This is a genomic window from Ruegeria sp. AM7 (assembly GCF_056535965.1).
Window position 1 is genome coordinate 2,485,646 of sequence record NZ_JBQFJE010000003.1, and the last position, 18,897, is coordinate 2,504,542.

Below are 18,897 nucleotides of genomic sequence, written 5' to 3' on the forward strand. Positions count from 1 at the left end.
AATGTCGGCAAATCGCCGCTTAAGTTACCAGCATCCGCAGACCCTGCGTCACGTCCGAACGAACCGCAAGACGCAAACCGGGCTCATCCCCGGCCTTGAGCGCGGCGATGATCAGTTTGTGATACTGCGGGGGTTCTGTGCGCCGCAGCCGCCCATAAAGCGCTCGCATGGTCGGCCCAAGTTGCAGCCACACAGTCTCGGCCATCGCCAGCATCGCTGGAGCCTGCGCCCTCAGGTACAAAGTGCGGTGGAATTCGAGATTTGTGCGGATATAGCCGACGGCATCGCGCTTGGTAACCATCTCGGCAACGATCATGTTGATGCTCTGCAATCGGTCGATCAGGGCCATGTGCGCGCGCGGCAGGGCCCGGCTGGCAAGCTCGACCTCTAGAAGCGCGCGCAGAGCGGCAAGTTCCTCGATACGGTCATTGGTCAGCTCTGGTGTCGACACCCGCCCGGATGAGGACAGGAACAAGGCGCCTTCGGCCGCAAGACGCCGCACAGCTTCGCGTGCGGGCGTCATGGACACCCCGAATTCTTTACCGATCCCACGCAGGGTCAACGCATGCCCCGGGGCGATTTCCCCATGCATGATCCGCGCACGCAGGGTCCGATACACCCTGTCATGCGTAGCTGTCTGCGAGTCGGAAGGACGCGTGCTTAACATTCGACCATGTGATCACAAATTGATTTGGGGTCAACTCACAGGAGCGTCAAATCTGTACTGATGCAACTGCGCCCCGTTGTCGCGCAACCAACGCCGCTGTTCACGGTAGTCACCAAATATCCGCTCAACCTGAGCCCAGAACGCTCGGGAATGGTTCATCTCGGCCAAATGGGCCACCTCATGTGCAGCGACATAGTGCAGAACTTCCGACGGCGCGAGGATCAGCCGCCATGAAAACATCAAACCACCGGCCGAGCTGCATGACCCCCAACGCGACCGCGTATCGCGAATAGTCAAGCCAGAGTAACCGCGCCCCAACATCGCCGCGTAGTCATCGCAGGCACCGGTCAATCGGTCGCGAGCGAGCTCTTTCAGAAACCGGGCCAAACGCTTTGCCTCGGCGCCCTCGGGCACGGCGATTTCGTCGCCTCTTAGAAGCACACGCCGCCCTTCTGCTGGGACGATTCGCCGTTCGGTTCCTTCGATTGGTAACATCTGACCAAATTGCACAACTGCAGGATCCGGACGATCTTGCAGATGTTGGCGTATCCAGTCGGCCTTGAGATGCGCAAAATTCAGCGCCTCAGACTCAGGCACACCATTGGGGTAAGTTAGTGTAACACGTCCATCCAATTGGGAAATCCGCAGGCTGATCCGCCTGGCACGCGCTGATTTGCGCAATGTCAGCCGCACACGGGGTGTGCCGGGCAGTGCGTGATCTCCCATTGGTTATGTTCTCCTGTGCAAAGGCTTTGACAGTGCCCGCTGCATGTGGCACGTGACCTGAATCGTTATTACGACTCACCTGATATCAAGGGGATTTCACATGCCCAAGGAAGAATGGGGCGTTAAGCGCGTTTGCCCGACAACCGGCAAGCGGTTTTACGACCTGAACAAGGACCCGATCGTCAGCCCCTATACCGGCGAGATCGTTGAGCTGGACACCGGCAAAAGCCGGATGATTGCGGCTGACGCGGAAGATGCGGCCTCGGCCAAAGCGCGCGAGAATGCGTCGGGCGAGGATATTGTTCTGGACGATGACGACAATGTCGATGTCGATCTGGAAGATGACCTGCTGGATGATGATGACGACAACAGCGATGACGTCTCTCTGGACGACATCAAAGACATGTCGTCTGAAGACGAAAACTAATACCGTTCAGAGGCGGCCCAGCGCCGCCTCGAACCTTCCCGGACGATGAGCGGAAAGATTTTGCCCGAATCCATTTTTGGACTTGCACTCGCTGCCGCCGTCTCATAAACGTCCGTCCACTGCTTCGGCAGTCCCTAGATGGGGCCTTAGCTCAGTTGGGAGAGCGCTTGCATGGCATGCAAGAGGTCAGGGGTTCGACTCCCCTAGGCTCCACCAAAACCTAACAATACAACTAGATAGCAAGCATTAGAGCGGTGTGACACACAGGTGTGACACAAAATGAAGCTGCATGCGTACTTCTCACTATCCAGACACGGCATTTATTATTTCCGTTAGCCACTGCCCGACACAAGACCAAAACCCAACACTAGACAAAGCAGCACACGCAGAACCCGGTTCTGCTATGCGGACTGCACCCGCAGCATTCGAAAACCATGCTCAAAGTCGGCTCTGGGCCGCGAGCGGCGAGGCCAAAGGAAAAAAAGAAGAAATCCTGCGTTGCCTCCGAAGTTTGGAAGGAGCCCATTCTGTCGGCTGCTGCGAGAGGCGCGTATGGACAAAGCTTCGGAACATGGCAGCTTGGATTGCAATACTGAGTAGCTCAAAAACGCCCGACGCCTGTCTGTGGTTTCGGATCACAATCCGTGACGATTGTCGCAAGACTGTGACCCGCTGTTTCACCGGCGGGTCACGTGTTTTATTGTATCAAAAACGGAATTCGAACCCGATATTGCCGCCAAAGGCATAGTCGCTGGCATTGCTGCCGAACCCGGTCTCGCCGGTCAGTTCGCCAAACAGATTGGTGCGATCGGACAGGGCCACGTTGCCGCCCAGGGTCAGCCCGGCGGTGTTTTGCCCGCGTTCGGTCAGCACGGTGCTCTGGCCAAAGGCCACCGCGGTTTCATTGTCAAACGCGTGGTAGTAGTCCACCTGCCCGAACAGCACCGCATTGCCCGTCAGCGTATGCTCGGCGCGCAGGCCCAGACGGGTGGTCAGCGTGTCGCCGTCCTCCAGCGATCCGGTCTGACCGCCACCGGCCAGATCGACCACATTATCCGCGCCGATATCGCTGTACATCAGCTGCGCCTGTGGCACCAAAGTCAGCCCGTTGGCAAGGGCAAAGGGCTTGCCGACCTCGATCGACAGGCCATAGCCGTCACTGTCTGTGTCCACCGATTGCCCGCCATTGGGACGAGTCGTGCTGTCGAAATCGCCATAGCGCATCTGCCCGTCTACATAGAGAAGACTGTCCGCCACCCACAGAGCACTGAGTGTCACGTCATAGGCATCTGAGTTGATATCGGCCCCGGTCAGCGATGTGGTCACATCGGTGGACAGGCTGCTTATGCCGAATTCCAGACCGCCGATCAGGGTACCGTTAGTCAACTCGGTCAGGGGCAGCGCCGCGCCAAAACGCAGGCCGCCGCTGTTGGTTTCCACGTCGCGGTCGTCAACGGTATAGCTGTCGCGCCGCCCTTCGCCCTGCACCCAGACCAGCGGGCGGGTCGTCGATGTCAGTTCGCTCAGCGCGCGGCTGACCGTGTTGGCATCGGACGCGCCGCGCTGGGTTGCGCCCATGACCCGTTGCAGGGTCGAGCCGAAGGTCAACTGATCCGCGACCTGCTGCACGCTAGCGGCAAAGAACGCACCGCCGGGGTTTTCGGTGACATCACCACCATCACCCGCGCCCGGATCAGTGCTGAATGGCGTCAACACATAGGTGCCCGCTGTGGCGTCATAGACCAGCCGATAGGCAAGGTCTCCGTCGCTGATCGCCTGCGCCCCGTCATTGGTGACGAAATCGGCGTTGACCAGCTGGAAATCGCTTTGAGTGCTGTTGCCCGCGACCGTGACCAGCGTGAAAGTCTGTGCGGTGTCGACCGTGCTGCCGGTGGCGTCAACGTCCAGCCCCTGAGTGGCCCCGGCGGTGTCGCCATTGACCTGTATTTGGTCGTGGGTGCCGGTGGTCAGGTTCACGTCCAGTCCGATCGTGCCCGAACCCGACAGGTTGCCGCCAACGGTCAAACCATCCCCGATGCCGCCATCCGCAAGCGAGATCAGCCCGTCGTTCAGTACATTGCCGCCCAGCGAAATGGTGTTCTGTTCGAGGGTTCCGTCCAGGAACCGCCCGCCCGCGCCGATTGAGACATCATTGGCAAACGAGAACCCCGGGTTCTGCGCCGTGATCGCAGCACCGCTATTGATCTGGATCGAGGTGAACCCGCCCAGGTCACCATTGTTGACCGTCAGATTGCCGCCATCCTGCGCCGTCAGGCTTTCGAAATTGTCGAATTTCTCGGCCTTAAACACGCCGGTAAAGCCCGAAAAAATCAGCGCATCCTCGTCAAGGAAACCGCCTTCAATTCGACTGACCAGCGAGATGTCCGCGCCGCCTTCGATGGTCACACTATCGTCACCCGACCCAAGGTCGACGCGGCCTGCCAAAGCGGCCCCGTCGCGCAGGATCAACGAGGTGTCTCCGCCGCCCTGTTCGCGGATGGCGAGATCGGTTCTTTCGTTTTGAATCTGCGCACCGTCTTGCAGATCGATCACGGTTTGTCCTGATTGACCGAAGGTGTCGATCTGAATGGCAACGCCGGCAAACGGCGCCTCACCCAAATTGCCGCCCGTGGTGGATACCTCACCCGAGACCGTAATCTGCTGCGTTCCCGCCCCGCTGGTTTCGGTTTTGATCCCGTAGGTCGCGCCGACAACATTGCCAGTGGTAGTGATGGAAACCACCTCGGCACCAGAGCGTGCGTTGATGCCTGCACCCGTAACGCCCTGCACATCCACGACGTCGATAGTCAGGGCCTCGCCGAACTGGTTTGAGGCGAAAATCCCATCAGTTTGGCCGCGAACCAAGCCCGAAGATGTGATTGACATCCCGGCAGCTCCACCAGTTGCCTGAATGCCTCGATATCGCCCGCCCGAGACATCGGCAACATCCACGGTCACCGTGCCGCTGCCTTCGCTGGATGCGACGATGCCTCTGAGTCCCCCGTTGACAGAACCTGACGCCGTAATTGACAGATCCGAACCCAAGGCTGAGGTTTCGGCTGCGATTCCGGTGTCTCCCGTGGCGTTTACACTCACCGCATCTATGCGCAGAGCGCCCGAGCCCTCGTTCTCTGCATCTATTCCTCCTATATTGCCTTGGATCGTTCCTGTTACCGTAACGATCAGGTCAGTTCCACTGTTCGAGTTCGATGCGAGAATGCCGGAATCCGTTGCGCTTGAAATATTTACGGTGTTGATGGTCAGGGCCCCAATGCCCCGGTTGGACGCAGCGATTCCATTGCCCCTAGCATTGATATCACCGGACGACGTGATTGTTGCCGCGCCGCTTCCTCTAGCGCTGCTGACGGCAATTCCTGAACTTGTGGTGCTGGTGACGTTGGCCACATCCACGGTCAGATTCCCACTGCCGCGATTATTGGCACTGACACCTGTAGTACTGCCTGTGATAGCACCAGACGCGGTGACCGACAGGTCTGTGTTATCAGAGCCGGTGCGCGCATCAATCCCGCCATCGACTGTTGCCGCATCAATGATCAGCGCGCCCGAACCGTTGTTGAGTGCGCGAATGCCAGTTCTCTGGCCGGTGACGTTCCCCGTAGATGTAATGGATAAATCCGTGCCGTAATTCGTGGCGAGGATGCCATATCCCGTCGTTCCGGTGACATCTTCAACGTCTATTGTCAGCGCCCCTGAACCCCTGTTATCCGCATCAATCCCGGTCGTGCCACCTGTGACCGACCCGGTTGCTATCACAGTAATCGCATTGCCGCCGACGTTTCTGGCCGATATGCCCGTAACCGAGCCAGAGGTGTCATTCGTGGACGAGATCACCACGTCGCCGGTCTGAGTTTGTGCGTATATACCGTTTGTCGTGCCACCGACGGTCCCGTTGGTCCGAATTAACACTCCGGTCTGACCTTGTGCGCCAATGGCAGTCCCATTTCTTGTTAAGATCGTTGAGTCGTTTGTGTCCGTGAATTCGACGCTTTCTCCGCTAAGGATCAGGCCGTCGCTGGAATCGACAATCAGCCCGAACCCCGGGTTCGTAAAGACGGTCAGCATATCTGCGGCGGTCAAGGTCTGCGTCCTGTCCTCCGCCGGGCCTGCCTGTATAGCTGGGCCCGAGCATACGAAAGTGTTGGGGAGTTGTTCGGTACAACTGCCCGCCTGCGCCGCGCTGCCGCCCAAACTGGCCGCGACCCCAAGCGCCAAGGTCGAGGCGCAAGACAGCGCCCATCCCATCATCGGCGCAAAGCTGGCGACCTGCCCCTTGTGCTTGGTCATCCGACCGCCGCGCAGCACTGCGCCGTATTTCATTTCACCTGTTGTCATGGTTTCTATTCCTGTCCTTCTGATTTTGGTGTTTCGTCCGGTTGGTCCGGCTTCGAGAGTGTGATTGTGCCGCTCGCCTCGGGCGTGCCCGGGGCGATGGCCAGCGGGCAAAGATGGCCCTGCAAAAGTTCCAGATCGTAAAGTTCGGCAACGGGGCCATCGAGGCGCAGCCAGTCCACGCAGGTCTTGTTGTCCAGATCGATGATCTGGATGCCGCACCATGGGTCGCTGTCGGCCTTGGTCAGGCGCGCGTCCAGTTCCAGCCCTTCGAACCGCTCGTAGCGGGGTTTCGACAGCCCGACGAAAGCGTATTTGCCCTGTATCGCAAGCCCGCGCGCAAAGCCGGGGCAAAAAACGCGGGGGACAAAGCGGCCCGTGCCCTCGGCGTCAAACTCGACCTCGCCCAGCTCACCCCGGCCCGAGTTCAGGACCCACAGTCGCCCGTCGTGCCAACGCGGCGAATGCGGCATCGACAGGCCGGTGCAGACGATCCGGTTGGTCTGAACATCCATGACGATCCCGCCATCGGCACGCCGGTCGCGCCAGCCATCCACCGTGTCGGACCGGCTAACCGCCGTCACATAGCGGGGCTGGCCGTCCTGCATGGCCAGACCGTTCAGGTGGCAGCGGTCCTCATCCACAAGGCCCGAGATAAAGGGCGGTCGCCAGATTTCGCGGAAACTGTGGCGGGGGTCAGGTGTCGCCAGACAATTGAACCGAGTGTTGACGAAAACCGAGCGCCCATCCGCGTCAATGCCCAGATCGTGCAGGTCCAGACGCCCGGTAAACTCGCTGCGGCGGGGCATGAAGCCCGCGTCGAATACCTGGTTCATCCGCTCATGCGGGTCCAGCACGTTTTGAAGGTGCAAAATCTGGTCATCGGCCGCAATCGACAGGCCATGCGCCCCGTGGCGATGCACCCCCATCGGACGCGGCATCGCCATTTGATGGATATTGAGCCCTCCGCCCGGCTTGATCCCCACCAGGTACAGCAGGTTCGACTGGTAGGACGAGAACGTCAGCCCGGTCCCGAGGCCGGACAGCCGTGTCGCCAGCCCCGCAGACGCCGAGAACTTGACCTCCTGAGTGTCTTTATCGCCGGCATTGCGGTTCAGGTTCAGCGGGTCCTCCGCTGCCGGTGGGTCTTGCTGCTTGTCTTTGACGGTCACGGCTCGCACTTACTGTTTCGCGGCCATCTCCGTTGCTGTTTTACCGGGCCTCAGACCCGTTTCGCAGAATGCAAAAACGGGTACGGCCAAATGCATTGGCCGCGCTAAGGCACTCAACTTCAAAGTATGACTGCTCGCTTCGTTGTTGCCTTTCGACGTCCCCTGAAGGACGCGCAGGCTTTTGTTTGTTTGGCTCGCCGAGCATCCAAACTCGGTAACAAAGAAACGGAAAACTTTTGCACCGGCGCGCCTAGTTTGTGACTAGCAGCGTCGATTGATTTCTTGAGCAGGAAACCTGGGGGATCGTGGAATTCTCGCGGATCAGGGTGGGGGATCGTGGAATCTCAGGGCTGGAACGTCATCATTTTGGACGCAATGCGCCATTCTTTCATGGTGACCGCACGCCACGACCAAATGAACTGAAAAAAGCTATAGCGTCGACCGGCACGCGTCATGACATATCTGCCATCCCGACGTTCGATGATCTTGTCTTCGACCAGCTTTGAGAATTGCTTGTGTATGACGCTATAGGAGAACCCGGTGCGCTTGGCCGTGTCCCGTATCGTCGCTCCTTTGGGGCCGGCCTCCCATTCAATCACCACATAGGCGGCGATGTACGAGTACTCCATCTTCACAAGGCGCGCAGTCCGGTCCAAAGACAGAAGGAACATCAGGTAGTTACGCCAGGAACGATCGCCGCCGGTTGCTTTGAAAAACGTATAGAGGAATCTGCGAATATCCGGACGAATGTTGCGCTGCCACAGCCGCATTCTGCGCATGAACATGACCTGGCCGTGTCTGGTCAGGGTGATCCCAGTTCCAGTTCGCTCATACTCGCCGTTTTTCAGACCGCGGTTCATATGATCACGGATAATCGCCCGATCCATCCGTGACGCATGAGCCAGGCTTGAGATCGTCCAGGGCGCATCGGAAAAAACCTTGAGGTAAATCTCGATGATACACTTGTTGCGCGAAAACCCAGCGCGGGTCAGGGCAGAGATAAGTTCAAGGCCGATCAACTCCAGCCGATGCCTGCGTACGGTATTCTCAAAGTCCAAGTTAAGTATCTGGCCCCGGCACGTTTTATTATTGCTGTATGTTAAAACCGCTTTAGCGTTACCCGAGAGGGTCCGAGTCAACGTCTATCAAGTGTTTTTTACAGATTGCAAAGTGTCGTAGGCGAATTCACTACCTTTTGATGACAGGTATGACCGATGGCAATGTAAACGTGTATGGACTTATCTCCGTTTGGATTGTCGAACCTCGTTTGAACGGTCGCTGTTGTGGCACTTGCCGTAGCGCGATGGAAACAATGCTGCATTAGTGAGCGGATGTTGCGCCAGCGAAGACGGAAATTTGAATGACGGTAAAGTCCCGTGATCTGTGAATTCGTATAACGGTTCGTTTTGTTCGTGCAGTGAATGGCCGGTTTGGCGGACCGCACTACAGCGATGGGGGCCTTGATCAACGGCAGGTTGGGGCCGGAAGCTTCTAGCTCTAACCTACGGAAAGCGGATGAGAAACACACCACCAATCACCAGGGTTGCACCGATCACTCGCTGCGGATTGATGGCGATCTGCGGATATCCGAAGGCACCAAAATGGTCCAGCACAATCGCCATCAGGATTTGCCCCGCGATCACCAGAAGCGCAGTTGTCCTGATGCCAAGGCGCGATGTGACAACAACGATGGCCAAGATTTAAAGCGTCGCGATGAGCCCTCCGAGCCAAACGGTTTTGGGCGCCCGGATGAGTTCCCCGAATTCTGGCAGGGGTTGGCGAAGCGCGGCTACGACGATCCCCAACACGGCGGCACCAACAAGAAAAACGATCAGTCCAGCGGTAAAGAGGCTCTTCGTCACTGCTCCAAGTTGCGCGTTGAACGCAAGTTGAAATGGCACCAATGCACCAGTGGCCAACGCGGCGCCGATCAGTATCGAGTTCTGCATCGTTCTCTCCAACAGCTAAGTTCATTGGTTGACGGCGTCGCAACGCCGCCAACGCTGATTAAATTCACGCCGCGAGCGGCAGAGCAAATTTCATGCCTGCTTCGACCGACTTGGGATCACTCAGAACCTTCGGCAGCAGTTGCTTGGCATAGACCTGTTTCAGGAAGGTGATGGCGGCGCGGGCGTGGATCTCGGGCGCATTGCGTGCGGTCACATGCCCTGCGCCGTCTACGCGTTCTGTCATAAGCAGGCCCGGGCGGTTTTTGCAGCCGCCCGGTGCGGTTGCTTCACGCCACCCGCGCGCGGGCGATGGGGCCAGGGTCTGACTCGACCATTCGGAACCCGATGCGGATCAGGTCCTCATCCCCACCGAACTCGTTGTGAGCTACGTGGTGGAGCAGAACGCCGATCTGTTCGAGCTGGCGCGCTGCCGAGATGGGCCCCGCGTTCACGGGCCGGAAACCAGCGTCTTCGATCAGGGTGCGCGTCACCGTTTTGGCGTCCGCGTCGCCGCCGACATAAAAGACGCTTTGTCGGTCTCCGCGATTACTCCAGGCAGCGGCTTCCAGAACAGGGGCTGCGATGGTGCTGAACGCCTTGACCACCTGCGCGTTCGGCAGTTTGCCTTGAAGCTGCTCAGTCGTGGAATTCTCGGTCATAAACTCGGTATCGTGGTAGTGCACGAAGTCCTCCGTGACGCCAAGGGGGTTCATCGTCTCAACTACGGTTTTGCCGTCCAGGGCGTCGCCGATCTCTGCCAGCACCGCATCAAGGCGCGGCCAGTAGACTGAGAAAAGTACCACATCCCCGAAGGCCGCGGCCTCGCGCAAGGAACCGGTACTCACGGACCCGCCATGACCCGCCGCTTCGATGTCGGCCAGCACCGGGTCGAGTTTGTGGATCTCGCCATCCTTTGACAGCATGATATCGTGACCGGCATTGGCCCAGGCACGCGCAAGACGCCCGCCAATGTTTCCTGCGTTAATGATCCCGATTTTCATCTCTTTTCTCCTTCTAATAGTGTTCGGGGTTAGGCGGCGCGGCGCGCGTCAGCGACACCGGCCGTGTTCTCATAGAATTGGCCGCCGGTGATCCGCGCGTCGCGCATGTCGAACCGCGCGATGAAGTCACTGACGGCGATCTTCGCCGTCTCGCGGTGCCGAAAGACGAACCGGCCCTCGACAAAGACGTTGTCGCCGGCATCGGTGTATTGCTGTGCATCGAACTCCAGTGCTTCAAACTCGGAGAACAGAAGCGTTGTCAGCGGTTCCTACGATCCAGCGAAACGCTGGCTGCGCGTAGTTGGCAAAGGCCGTGTCGAAGTCTCCCTCGTATTGAGCGCCCAAAAACCCCTAAACGGCGGCGATGTTCTTTGTGTCGGTCATGTCTTTTCCTTGGTTCATGTCTCAGTTGATGAACCTAAGATGCATCGACACGGTGCATTGAAAAATACGCTCGCTTGAGACAAAATGTTGTCTATGGATACAACAATAGAAATCCTGGAGTTGAGAACATTGGTCGCCGTGGTCACCAGCGGGACATTCACAGCTGCGGCCGAGACCCTCGGGACAGACAAGGCCCATGTGAGCCGGATCGTGACGCGTCTTGAGAAAAAGCTCGGCGCGCGACTGCTGGAACGATCAACCCGTCGCCTCAGTGTCACAGAGATTGGTCGCGAGGTCTATGAAAGAGCCACCGGGATTCTTCAGGCGCTCGAAGAGACCGAAAACAGCGTGGCCCAGTCGCAAGGGAAACCGACAGGAACCCTCAAGCTGACGGCCGGACCGGAGTTCGGGGTACTCGTCGTCAACGCGTGGATTTCGAGTTACCTCCGAGAACATCCGGGTGTCCGCGTGGAAGCTGAGTTTTCCAATCGTGTTGCAGACATTATTCACGAAGGCATTGATGTCGCCATTCGGGTTGGACGTCTCTCTGATTCAGAGCTGTCAGCGCGAAAGCTCGGAGAGGTCGGGTACCACTTCTACGCGAGCCCTAGCTACTTGCGGGAAAAAGGTGCAATAGCTCATCTGGAAGACTTGGAAGATCACGCTAGCGTGGCCTTCACGCCTCGTGGAGCGCCGCAATGGACCGTATTTCGCGAGCGGGAAAAACAGACCGTTACCCCAAAGCCAAAGTATCAAGTTGACAACAATCAAGCCGCCCTCGGGATGACGATCGAAGGGATGGGTGTTTGCCTGCTTCCGTCGTTCATGGCTGCTGCAGCTGTTCGCAACCGCACCCTGGACATCGTGCTGCCGGAATGGCGCCCGTCCCCCGTTCCAGTACACGCTGTATTCCCTTCAACCCGGTATTTGGCACCGAAGGTGCGCGCCTTCGTTGATCTGGCCAAGGAGAAGTTTCGCGTTGAGTGATCGGCAGTGCGGGAGCGGCGCCTTAAGCGGGCTGCGATTGCAGCATGCAGGCTGCGTCCGCAACTGCCGGCAAGCGCCTTGACCTGCTCAGCCCGAATGGACAACTCCTTCGCTGCTTGTGACAAGTTCATGAGACCCGACCAAAACGAAAGAACCCGCGAAAGCTCGGACACGCGAATATCTGCGCGTTTCATGGCTTCGTCGGCACTGATCCCTTCGAGGTACCCTAACAGCTTTTTCAAGAAGACAGCGCCGAAGCCCGAGCGCTTGCGGGCTTCCTCGATGGTGAGCCAGATTTCACGCGGCGGCGTTTGCCCAAGGACGTCTTTATCCAAGGGAACTGGGTACGTCTCAAAGATGTGGTCACGTGTTTTGGTTAGTATGTCGCGCATAGTTGGATCGTCCTGCGCCTTATGCAGCCAATCATAAAATGGCCCCAGATCAGTGCTGAAATATGGGCGGTCGCTGTTGCTCTCTTCGTGAAGCAGGTGAAGTGTTCGTGACAACCCGTCTGGCCCATCTGTTAGGTAGGAGAAGCCAAGTTCAGCCAATTGATTTGCTTCCGGGTGCGCAAGGCTGTTGGCGGTTTTTCCACGGCACCCATCAATGGCAGCTCCAAGCGACAAACAAGCTCCATTCAATGCAGCTAGATCAACGTCTCGGAGCCAGTCATCTTGTTCACCCTTGCGGATGCGGTCACGCACATAATACTCGTAGCGCGTCGGTGGCAGAACCTTACCTTCGGAAGCAGTCGCCTCGATATACGCCCAATGCCTGAGCGCTTGGGTTGCAAAATCGTAGGCTTCATGGGAGTGACCCGCTGGCGGAAGTGTTCGTAGCATCGTTCCGTGTCTTTCGCAGCGATGCAGGCTGAACACTTTTCATTCGAGCAACTCATAAATCCCGTGATCCTCGAACCGCTCCCGAGCCTCCAACACGCATTGCGGGCAAAACCGGAGGGCAGTTCGGCGAAACACGCCAGTGGATGAATGTGTCTGTCCCACGCGATATCGGCCCACGGAGAGCTTTGTCGCCGACCATAGTTTTACCTGCCATTGGTCGGAGCCAGTTATTGCTGCGTTGCGGCCCATCAAAAGAGACTTTCGCTGCAACTACGAGATTTGGTCGCCGACGAACTAACGTCCTGCGGACTTTCCTGCCGTTCGTTTTCGCCAATCAAACGCCCGCTTTGTAGTGCGCCAGAAACATGGCGACGCAATCGTCCAGTACGTCCTTGGGCGTCGTGTTCTCGCCGAGAAAAAACTCCGGCCAGAAGAAGAAGTTTTTCACGAGCCCCAGAAGCTGGTTGGTCGCAAAAACCGGATCAGCTTTGCGGATCACACCTGCGTCCATGGCTTCGCCGATCAACCGTGTCATAGGGTAATCGTGGGTTTCGGTCTCTGTGAAAAACTTTCGGGACCGGTCAAGGTCGCGGATCAGTTCCGACAAGACCATGCGATTTAAGCCGATGGCCGTTTCATCCGTTATGACCGCGATGTACCGCCACAGAGCGTCCTTCAATTGCTCAACGAAGTCTCGATCTGAGTTGTAGGACACCGGCTCCATGCTCCGGTTCTGCTCTAACATGATCTCTGAGATTGCGTCGAACAGAGCCTCTTTGCTTTCAAAGTGATTGTAGAGCGTGCGACTCGATACGTTCGCCTTTTTGGCGATGGAAGTGGTCTTCGCCCCCAGAAATCCCTGTTCTCTGAATTCATCGATGGCTGCGTCGATGATATCTTTTCTTTTCTTTTCAGTACGCTTCACGGATTTCGCCTCAATAAGTAAAAAGAGTTGTTTACAAAATCTTCGTCCATCAATAAGTAAACTGTATGATTTACTTTTGCAAGGCAAACCGCCTTCAACCCAGATCAGGACCAAGACCATGACAACCCAAACTCTTAGCGCAGGCAAAAACCAAGTAACCTTCAAATCATTCGGTGTGAATTTGGTTGGTGACCTGTACCTTCCCGAAGACTTTGATCCGAACAAAAAATATATGACGCTCGTTGGCGCAAGCCCATTCCCTCAAGTCAGAGGGCAAATCCCTGCGACCTACGGCCCGGAGATGGCAGCGCGCGGCTTCATTTATTTGGGCTTTGACTACTTGGGTATGGGCGACTCTCCGGCCCTGCCGGGTGAGTACAAGAAAAGCCGATATATGTTTCGGCTGATCGAGAACACATGGGATGCAGTCTCCTACCTTGGGACCCTTCCATTCGTCGATGAAATCTATGGTCTCGGGGTGTGTCAGGGCGGTTCGATCATTTCCTCCGCCGCTGTTACCGATCATCGGATCAAGAAGATCGTCACAGTGTCCGGCATGATGGCAGCCGATGCGTTCCAGTGGGGGGATCGTGGCATTGCCGACCAGACAATCGCGGCGGCCAATGCTTCGAAACAGAAGATGTATGAAACGGGAGAGGCAGACTACACTTGGCCAATTGTCCTGAACGACACCATGACACGGGAAGAGTTCAACGCATTGGGCATTCCAATGTCAGACGATACCTATAACTACTACGGCAAGGATGGCGTTGCTGGCCATGGCAAGGTCGAGAACTTCACCGCTGAACATATTGGTGATCAACCCATGCAGTCGCTGATTTCCATTGCCGAGCATTATGCAGACAAGATCACGCAACCGACGATGGTCATCTATGGAACAAGCGCAGCGACTGCAATCTGTTCTACGAACTTCATTGATCGGCTGACGAACAACCCAGATGTTCGGGCTTTCGATGAGTTCAGCCACGTTGACTTCTACTGGAAGCCAGAAGCCGTGAAAGCGTCATGTGACGCTGCCGCTGAATTCTTCAACAAGTGATCCTTTAGTGCGGAGGTTACAGACTGACCTCTGCCTGCTCCTTGCCAATAAGCGGTTATTGGTCTTTGGCGCAGAATTTGGGAAGTTTGGGCTCTTTGCTTACCTCGGAGCAGACGCAGCATAAGCGCCTACCCAGAATTCCACTTCCTAGCCATCGGCCCTTTCCGGACCTTCGACCTACCTTCAAGATGCTGCAGTCGCAGCCCGCTTTGCGGTCATTCGCTGCAAGTGCGAAGTCAAGACGTCGGTAAACTAACCGATCGCGGGACATAGTGAGCTTTCGCAGCGACGGTGCCAATGGCTGCTTACGGGATCAATCTAAAGAACGGTCAGACATGACCGCCATGTCAAAAACGATCGTTTGCGCCCGAATTTGAGCACTCAACCTGTGGGAAACCTGGCTTTCACTGTGTCGCACGCTGCCAGTCTACAGTTGCAGTTACTTCCTCACCTTGAAAAAGGGCACCTGCTGCACTCAGGCGAAGTCCCTCGCCCTTGAACTCGACCATGCGCCTCTGCTCGGTTCCGACCCAATTCGGACACGAGGAATGCGTGACTCGATGGATCACGTGGTCACCAAAAAATTCAAACGGCCCAGCATAAGTGATCTGAGATTTGATGGCCGCGGCGTCTTCGTCCGCGGTGCCACCGAAGGGATCATTCAAAACGTAGAGCGCCCGATCCGCCGCACTGAGATGTACGAAAACAAAGCCGTCATTCGAATAGCTTATGTAGCCAGTTGCTCGCTCACCGAGAGGGTAAATGCGCTCGCCGCCATGCGTTTCATTGTACCAGGCCACCAGCTCCCATGTACCGATAAGTGGTGTGTTTCTAACCATTTCGCCGTTCCTTCCGGGATGCGCTTGAAGGTAGCAAGCGCCGTCACGCGGTGAAAGCGGTTTGTGGCTGGAAGTCTGGTTGGGGCTCCCACCCGAACTTTGCCAGAAAGGCACATCTTCAACCCTAGGGTGGTCGCTGTCCCATTGTTCGCGCCAAAACGGTCGTTTTTGCCAAAGGCGTTGCTGACGCCGGAGCAGTTGAAAATCTTGTGCCCCAAACCCTTGGCAAAACCACCGTTGATTTTGGCACGTTATTGGTCGCTCTTAGGAAGAGGTCGTTGGTGCAAGCTGCAGCATCGGTCGAATTGGGCTCGCTCCTGACCTTAGCTGCAAAGCTAGTTAATGGCGGCAGGACGGGACAGAGCGGGCATTGGATCTGCTCGACTGAATGGTAGCTTTCAAGGCCGCTTCTATCTGGAACCTAGGATTGGCGAACAAACTTTCGGCGCAGTCCTAGATAGGTTGTTCGGTTGAGGTACCACAAAAAGTAACCAACTGCGTTATTGCGGGCGTCGGTTTGAGGCATTGAGCCGCGTGACATCCGGTTCATTTGCCAAGCATAATATTCGACTCGTGATACAGTGTTGACTAGATTAATGAACCAGTTTTGGGCATTTACTCCGAACCGTCCGCGCCCGATAACCAGACCATCTTCTTCAATGCCAATCCTTTCGATGGAGCCGTCCAGCATCCCCGTCACCGCACTCGGCTGAACACACAGGGGGCGTGCAAGGCCGATCATGTCGATCCCATCGTCAATAATCGCGCGTTTCATCGCAGCGACGCTGCGAAATCCGCCTGTCACCATAAGGGGTACAGTTACCGCTCGGCGCACCTCTCGTGCGTACTCCAAAAAATAGGCCTCGCGTTTAACTGTACTGTCGCGCTGCTTTTCCTCAGTACCATTGACAAAGCTCATCTGTTCGTAGGTTCCGCCGGACAATTCTATGAGATCGATGCCGTCTTGTTCGAGCCAACGCGCAACTTGGCAGCTTTCTTCTATTGTAAAACCACCTTTCTGGAAATCTGCAGAGTTCAACTTGACTGCAATAGGATAGTCCTTGCCAACGGCGGCGCGCGTCGCTTTGTAAGTCGTCCTCAAAAACCTCGCCCGGTTTTCAAGCGACCCGCCCCATTCGTCCGTGCGACGGTTGGTGATAGGCGACAGGAATTGACTGACGAGATACCCGTGCGCGGCATGTAGCTGCACGCCATCAAATCCTGCTTTCTTCGCGATCGCGGCGGTCTTGGCATAGCGCTGGATCGCATCCAGAATATCTTCTGACCTCATTGCCTTCGGTTTTCCAAACAGGCCTAGAATGCGCAGCTTTTCTGCGGACGGGGACAATGGCCGTGTATTCACTACAATAGGGCATTGGCGCCCCGGATGGCTGATTTGCATCCAGATTTGGCTGCCACCGGATTTCGCGGCGGTCGCCCATTCTCGTAGAGAATCCAATGTGCCCTCGTCTTCAACAACGACATTTCCGGGCCGCTCAAGGTATCGTTTGTCGACCATGACATTGCCAGTTACTTGCATGGCCATGCCACCATTAGACCAACGCTTATAGAGAGTCTGATGGCCTTCGGTTGGAGCATCATGAACATCTGCGAGCGCTTCAGTCATGGCACTTCGCGAGAAGCGGTTTTTCAACCTCACACCGCATGGAAGGTCGAGATGTTCCGAAAAACTTAGTTCTTTCATTGCTTTTCGCCCCAATCAAACAATTGTAGCCAATTATCAGTCGCCGAAGTCCATTTAGGTTGCACCACCACAAACCACTTGAGCAAACGCAAAAGCGCATCTTGGAGCTAATTCATACAAGTGCGGTTTGGTCCGCGACCTGTGAATTGCCCAATCGGTCTTTTCTGCTCCAGTCATCAATGGCTGGTTCTTCTGCCACACAGAGGTATCCCGCGTCGCACACACAGCAATTCTTTCGCTGCAAGTGCGCGCAGTATGAAATCGACGTGACCGGGTTGGGCTCGCAGCCGATCCTAGCCGCCGTGTCAATGAATGGCGGCTATCACTATTGGGTCAGAAATGCTTGACGTTAGGGTTAGAATTGAATGACGTGATTAACCGGTTTATTGAGATTTTGGCTGTCGATTGAGCCAAATATCAGTGACGTTCCACAGTAAATGTTGAACGTCACACGAACCTGAACCAATCGTCATAGTTGGACCAGAAAAGTGGCGAACGTTCGACACTGGAAGGCGCTCCAAAAAATTCTTCTATTGGAAACGAAATTAGATCCTGAGCTGCAGACCAGTTGCTGGAGCTAGAACTTAGTTCCAACTTTGTGCGCGTCGGTTTGCTGTTTCTCGCGGCCCTTAGCGGACCTTTAGCGCTTTGTTCGAATGTTGCGTTTTCAGCCTATTTTCCGGCCATTCGCTGCAAGCGCAATGTCAGAGACTGGCTAAACTGACGCAAACCGGAATTCGCTGTTATTGGTCATTTTCATCCAAAAGCTGCTCTCGGGACCCAAGCGGAAACTCGGCAAATCTACCGGGCATAAAAGAACGACTCTCATATGGGTAAGGAACTGCTTCAGTTACAGGTCTCTTTGTGCCTCCAACCTCCGATCACGCCTTATAATTGGCAAGCTTATTCCAAAACAATTCAACTGCGGCGGACGCGTTCTGCGACTTGCGCGCCGCACAGATGTTCCAGGTCAACTTCTGCTTCATCAACACGGGTTTGACTGTGTTTGCCCGGATCAGCTCCGCGAATGTGTCGGGCATCCCTCCCACAACGAAGTCAGGCCCCGTCAACAGCCCGGTCAGGAGGTTGTAATCGTCGCATTCGATAAGCGGCTGTGAATTGACCTTTTCGACGGCCTCAGCGCCGCCACCTAGTGCTTTTGTCAAAGCGGCTTTCCAGTGTTTGTGCAGATGCGGTGATGCAAAGGGATAATCTAATATGCCCGCCATGGTTTGCGGACCGCGCTGGTGAATCTCGTGATCTCGATGAGCGACAAATTGAATGGGTTGCTTCTCCATCACCATGATCTCGACATCTTCGGCTTCGGGTGTGTAAGTCAGATCGCCCACGAACACGTCGAATTCGCCCGCCTGCAATAAGTCGAGTGGACGCGCATAGGCACTAACCAGAATTCGGAAACGCAGGTCAGGCATCGCCCGTCGCACGACGCGTAAGACAGGCAGGATCAAAGTTCTTGTGGTGAGCGGCCCACACCCAATTAGCAAAGTGCCCGGCCCGGATTCACGCAATCCAGCCACGCGAGTTGCATAGCGGTTCAAATCTTCACGGAGCGCCTGCGCAATTGGCAGAAATTCTTGCCCCGCGCGTGTCAATGTGCTGCTGTTGCGGCTGCGATGGAACAAAACAAGGCCCGTTTGATCCTCAGCCTGCCCGACATAGCGGGACAAGGACGCGTTGGAGACACCCATCAAACGAGCCGCATTTTGAAAGCTGCCGGTTTCAGCCAATACCAGAAAGGCGGTCAATGCGTTTTCGTTCATCGTGCGGCCAATTTCATTTCAAGTTTCGTGTTTTAGATTTCACAATATGAAATCATGGTAAAGCTCTGTTGCGACAACAAAG

General features: G+C 56.2%; 14 protein-coding genes, 1 tRNA gene and 1 pseudogene. 4 read left to right on the top strand and 12 right to left on the bottom strand.

The window, feature by feature from the left end; all coding sequences use genetic code 11:
* Positions 1 to 19 precede the first annotated feature (19 nt).
* Both ACR3EG_RS16395 and ACR3EG_RS16400 read right to left on the bottom strand, forming a co-directional pair.
* The gene (locus ACR3EG_RS16395; RefSeq protein WP_209194726.1) at positions 20 to 667 is read right to left on the bottom strand and encodes a GntR family transcriptional regulator; all 648 of its coding nucleotides are present in this window, start codon (positions 665 to 667) and stop codon (positions 20 to 22) included.
* 30 nt (positions 668 to 697) lie between these two features.
* Positions 698 to 1,393: a M48 family metallopeptidase gene (locus ACR3EG_RS16400; RefSeq protein ID WP_480497351.1), complete on the bottom strand. Its 696-nt coding sequence runs from the start codon at positions 1,391 to 1,393 to the stop codon at positions 698 to 700.
* 100 nt (positions 1,394 to 1,493) lie between these two features.
* Between ACR3EG_RS16400 and ACR3EG_RS16405 the strand changes: the two genes are divergently transcribed.
* On the top strand, positions 1,494 to 1,820 hold the full coding sequence (locus ACR3EG_RS16405; protein ID WP_480497353.1) for a TIGR02300 family protein: 327 nt from the start codon (positions 1,494 to 1,496) through the stop codon (positions 1,818 to 1,820).
* Between the two features lie 140 nt (positions 1,821 to 1,960).
* Positions 1,961 to 2,036, top strand: a tRNA-Ala gene (locus ACR3EG_RS16410).
* Between the two features lie 489 nt (positions 2,037 to 2,525).
* Here the strand turns inward: ACR3EG_RS16410 and ACR3EG_RS16415 are convergent.
* The 6 genes and pseudogenes from ACR3EG_RS16415 to ACR3EG_RS16440 all read right to left on the bottom strand — a co-directional run bounded on the left by ACR3EG_RS16415 (position 2,526) and on the right by ACR3EG_RS16440 (position 10,292).
* The gene (locus ACR3EG_RS16415; protein WP_480497355.1) at positions 2,526 to 6,173 is read right to left on the bottom strand and encodes an autotransporter outer membrane beta-barrel domain-containing protein; all 3,648 of its coding nucleotides are present in this window, start codon (positions 6,171 to 6,173) and stop codon (positions 2,526 to 2,528) included.
* Between the two features lie 5 nt (positions 6,174 to 6,178).
* The gene (locus ACR3EG_RS16420) at positions 6,179 to 7,342 is read right to left on the bottom strand and encodes a TIGR03032 family protein (RefSeq protein WP_480497357.1); all 1,164 of its coding nucleotides are present in this window, start codon (positions 7,340 to 7,342) and stop codon (positions 6,179 to 6,181) included.
* A gap of 344 nt (positions 7,343 to 7,686) precedes the next feature.
* Positions 7,687 to 8,400, bottom strand: coding sequence for a hypothetical protein (locus tag ACR3EG_RS16425; RefSeq protein WP_480497359.1), 714 nt, complete (start codon positions 8,398 to 8,400; stop codon positions 7,687 to 7,689).
* Between the two features lie 444 nt (positions 8,401 to 8,844).
* A pseudogene (locus ACR3EG_RS16430) lies at positions 8,845 to 9,291 on the bottom strand (DMT family transporter).
* 64 nt (positions 9,292 to 9,355) lie between these two features.
* Positions 9,356 to 9,535 (bottom strand): hypothetical protein, encoded by a 180-nt coding sequence (locus ACR3EG_RS16435; protein ID WP_480497361.1) that lies wholly within the window; start codon positions 9,533 to 9,535, stop codon positions 9,356 to 9,358.
* 43 nt (positions 9,536 to 9,578) lie between these two features.
* Positions 9,579 to 10,292, bottom strand: a complete 714-nt coding sequence (locus tag ACR3EG_RS16440) for an NADPH-dependent F420 reductase (RefSeq protein WP_480497363.1) — start codon at positions 10,290 to 10,292, stop codon at positions 9,579 to 9,581.
* 477 nt (positions 10,293 to 10,769) lie between these two features.
* On the opposite strand from ACR3EG_RS16440, the gene ACR3EG_RS16445 reads away from it, so the two are divergent.
* The gene (locus ACR3EG_RS16445) at positions 10,770 to 11,663 is read left to right on the top strand and encodes a LysR family transcriptional regulator (protein WP_480497366.1); all 894 of its coding nucleotides are present in this window, start codon (positions 10,770 to 10,772) and stop codon (positions 11,661 to 11,663) included.
* Positions 11,664 to 12,839: 1,176 nt separating this feature from the next.
* Here the strand turns inward: ACR3EG_RS16445 and ACR3EG_RS16450 are convergent.
* The gene (locus ACR3EG_RS16450; protein WP_480497368.1) at positions 12,840 to 13,550 is read right to left on the bottom strand and encodes a TetR/AcrR family transcriptional regulator; all 711 of its coding nucleotides are present in this window, start codon (positions 13,548 to 13,550) and stop codon (positions 12,840 to 12,842) included.
* Between ACR3EG_RS16450 and ACR3EG_RS16455 the strand changes: the two genes are divergently transcribed.
* The gene (locus tag ACR3EG_RS16455; RefSeq protein ID WP_480497370.1) at positions 13,549 to 14,490 is read left to right on the top strand and encodes an alpha/beta hydrolase; all 942 of its coding nucleotides are present in this window, start codon (positions 13,549 to 13,551) and stop codon (positions 14,488 to 14,490) included. The two genes, ACR3EG_RS16450 and ACR3EG_RS16455, sit on opposite strands and share 2 nt — an antisense overlap.
* Positions 14,491 to 14,894: 404 nt before the next feature.
* Here ACR3EG_RS16455 and ACR3EG_RS16460 read toward each other — a convergent pair whose 3' ends face one another.
* The 3 genes from ACR3EG_RS16460 to ACR3EG_RS16470 form a co-directional block, all read right to left on the bottom strand.
* Positions 14,895 to 15,329, bottom strand: a complete 435-nt coding sequence (locus ACR3EG_RS16460) for a lipocalin-like domain-containing protein (RefSeq protein WP_480497372.1) — start codon at positions 15,327 to 15,329, stop codon at positions 14,895 to 14,897.
* 421 nt (positions 15,330 to 15,750) lie between these two features.
* On the bottom strand, positions 15,751 to 17,034 hold the full coding sequence (locus tag ACR3EG_RS16465; RefSeq protein ID WP_480497374.1) for an NADH:flavin oxidoreductase/NADH oxidase family protein: 1,284 nt from the start codon (positions 17,032 to 17,034) through the stop codon (positions 15,751 to 15,753).
* Positions 17,035 to 17,915: 881 nt separating this feature from the next.
* Entirely contained in the window at positions 17,916 to 18,815 is a 900-nt protein-coding gene (locus tag ACR3EG_RS16470; RefSeq protein ID WP_480497376.1) for a LysR family transcriptional regulator, read from the bottom strand.
* Positions 18,816 to 18,897: the final 82 nt, after the last annotated feature.

Coding starts and splice junctions, on each gene's coding strand:
- ACR3EG_RS16460 (WP_480497372.1), bottom strand. CDS start 15,329: ATGGTTAGAAACACACCACTTATCGGTACATGGGAGCTGGTGGCCTGG.
- ACR3EG_RS16400 (WP_480497351.1), bottom strand. CDS start 1,393: ATGGGAGATCACGCACTGCCCGGCACACCCCGTGTGCGGCTGACATTG.
- ACR3EG_RS16415 (WP_480497355.1), bottom strand. CDS start 6,173: ATGACAACAGGTGAAATGAAATACGGCGCAGTGCTGCGCGGCGGTCGG.
- ACR3EG_RS16435 (WP_480497361.1), bottom strand. CDS start 9,535: ATGACAGAACGCGTAGACGGCGCAGGGCATGTGACCGCACGCAATGCG.
- ACR3EG_RS16440 (WP_480497363.1), bottom strand. CDS start 10,292: ATGAAAATCGGGATCATTAACGCAGGAAACATTGGCGGGCGTCTTGCG.
- ACR3EG_RS16395 (WP_209194726.1), bottom strand. CDS start 667: ATGTTAAGCACGCGTCCTTCCGACTCGCAGACAGCTACGCATGACAGG.
- ACR3EG_RS16450 (WP_480497368.1), bottom strand. CDS start 13,550: ATGGTCTTGGTCCTGATCTGGGTTGAAGGCGGTTTGCCTTGCAAAAGT.
- ACR3EG_RS16455 (WP_480497370.1), top strand. CDS start 13,549: ATGACAACCCAAACTCTTAGCGCAGGCAAAAACCAAGTAACCTTCAAA.
- ACR3EG_RS16405 (WP_480497353.1), top strand. CDS start 1,494: ATGCCCAAGGAAGAATGGGGCGTTAAGCGCGTTTGCCCGACAACCGGC.
- ACR3EG_RS16465 (WP_480497374.1), bottom strand. CDS start 17,034: ATGAAAGAACTAAGTTTTTCGGAACATCTCGACCTTCCATGCGGTGTG.
- ACR3EG_RS16470 (WP_480497376.1), bottom strand. CDS start 18,815: ATGAACGAAAACGCATTGACCGCCTTTCTGGTATTGGCTGAAACCGGC.
- ACR3EG_RS16445 (WP_480497366.1), top strand. CDS start 10,770: ATGGATACAACAATAGAAATCCTGGAGTTGAGAACATTGGTCGCCGTG.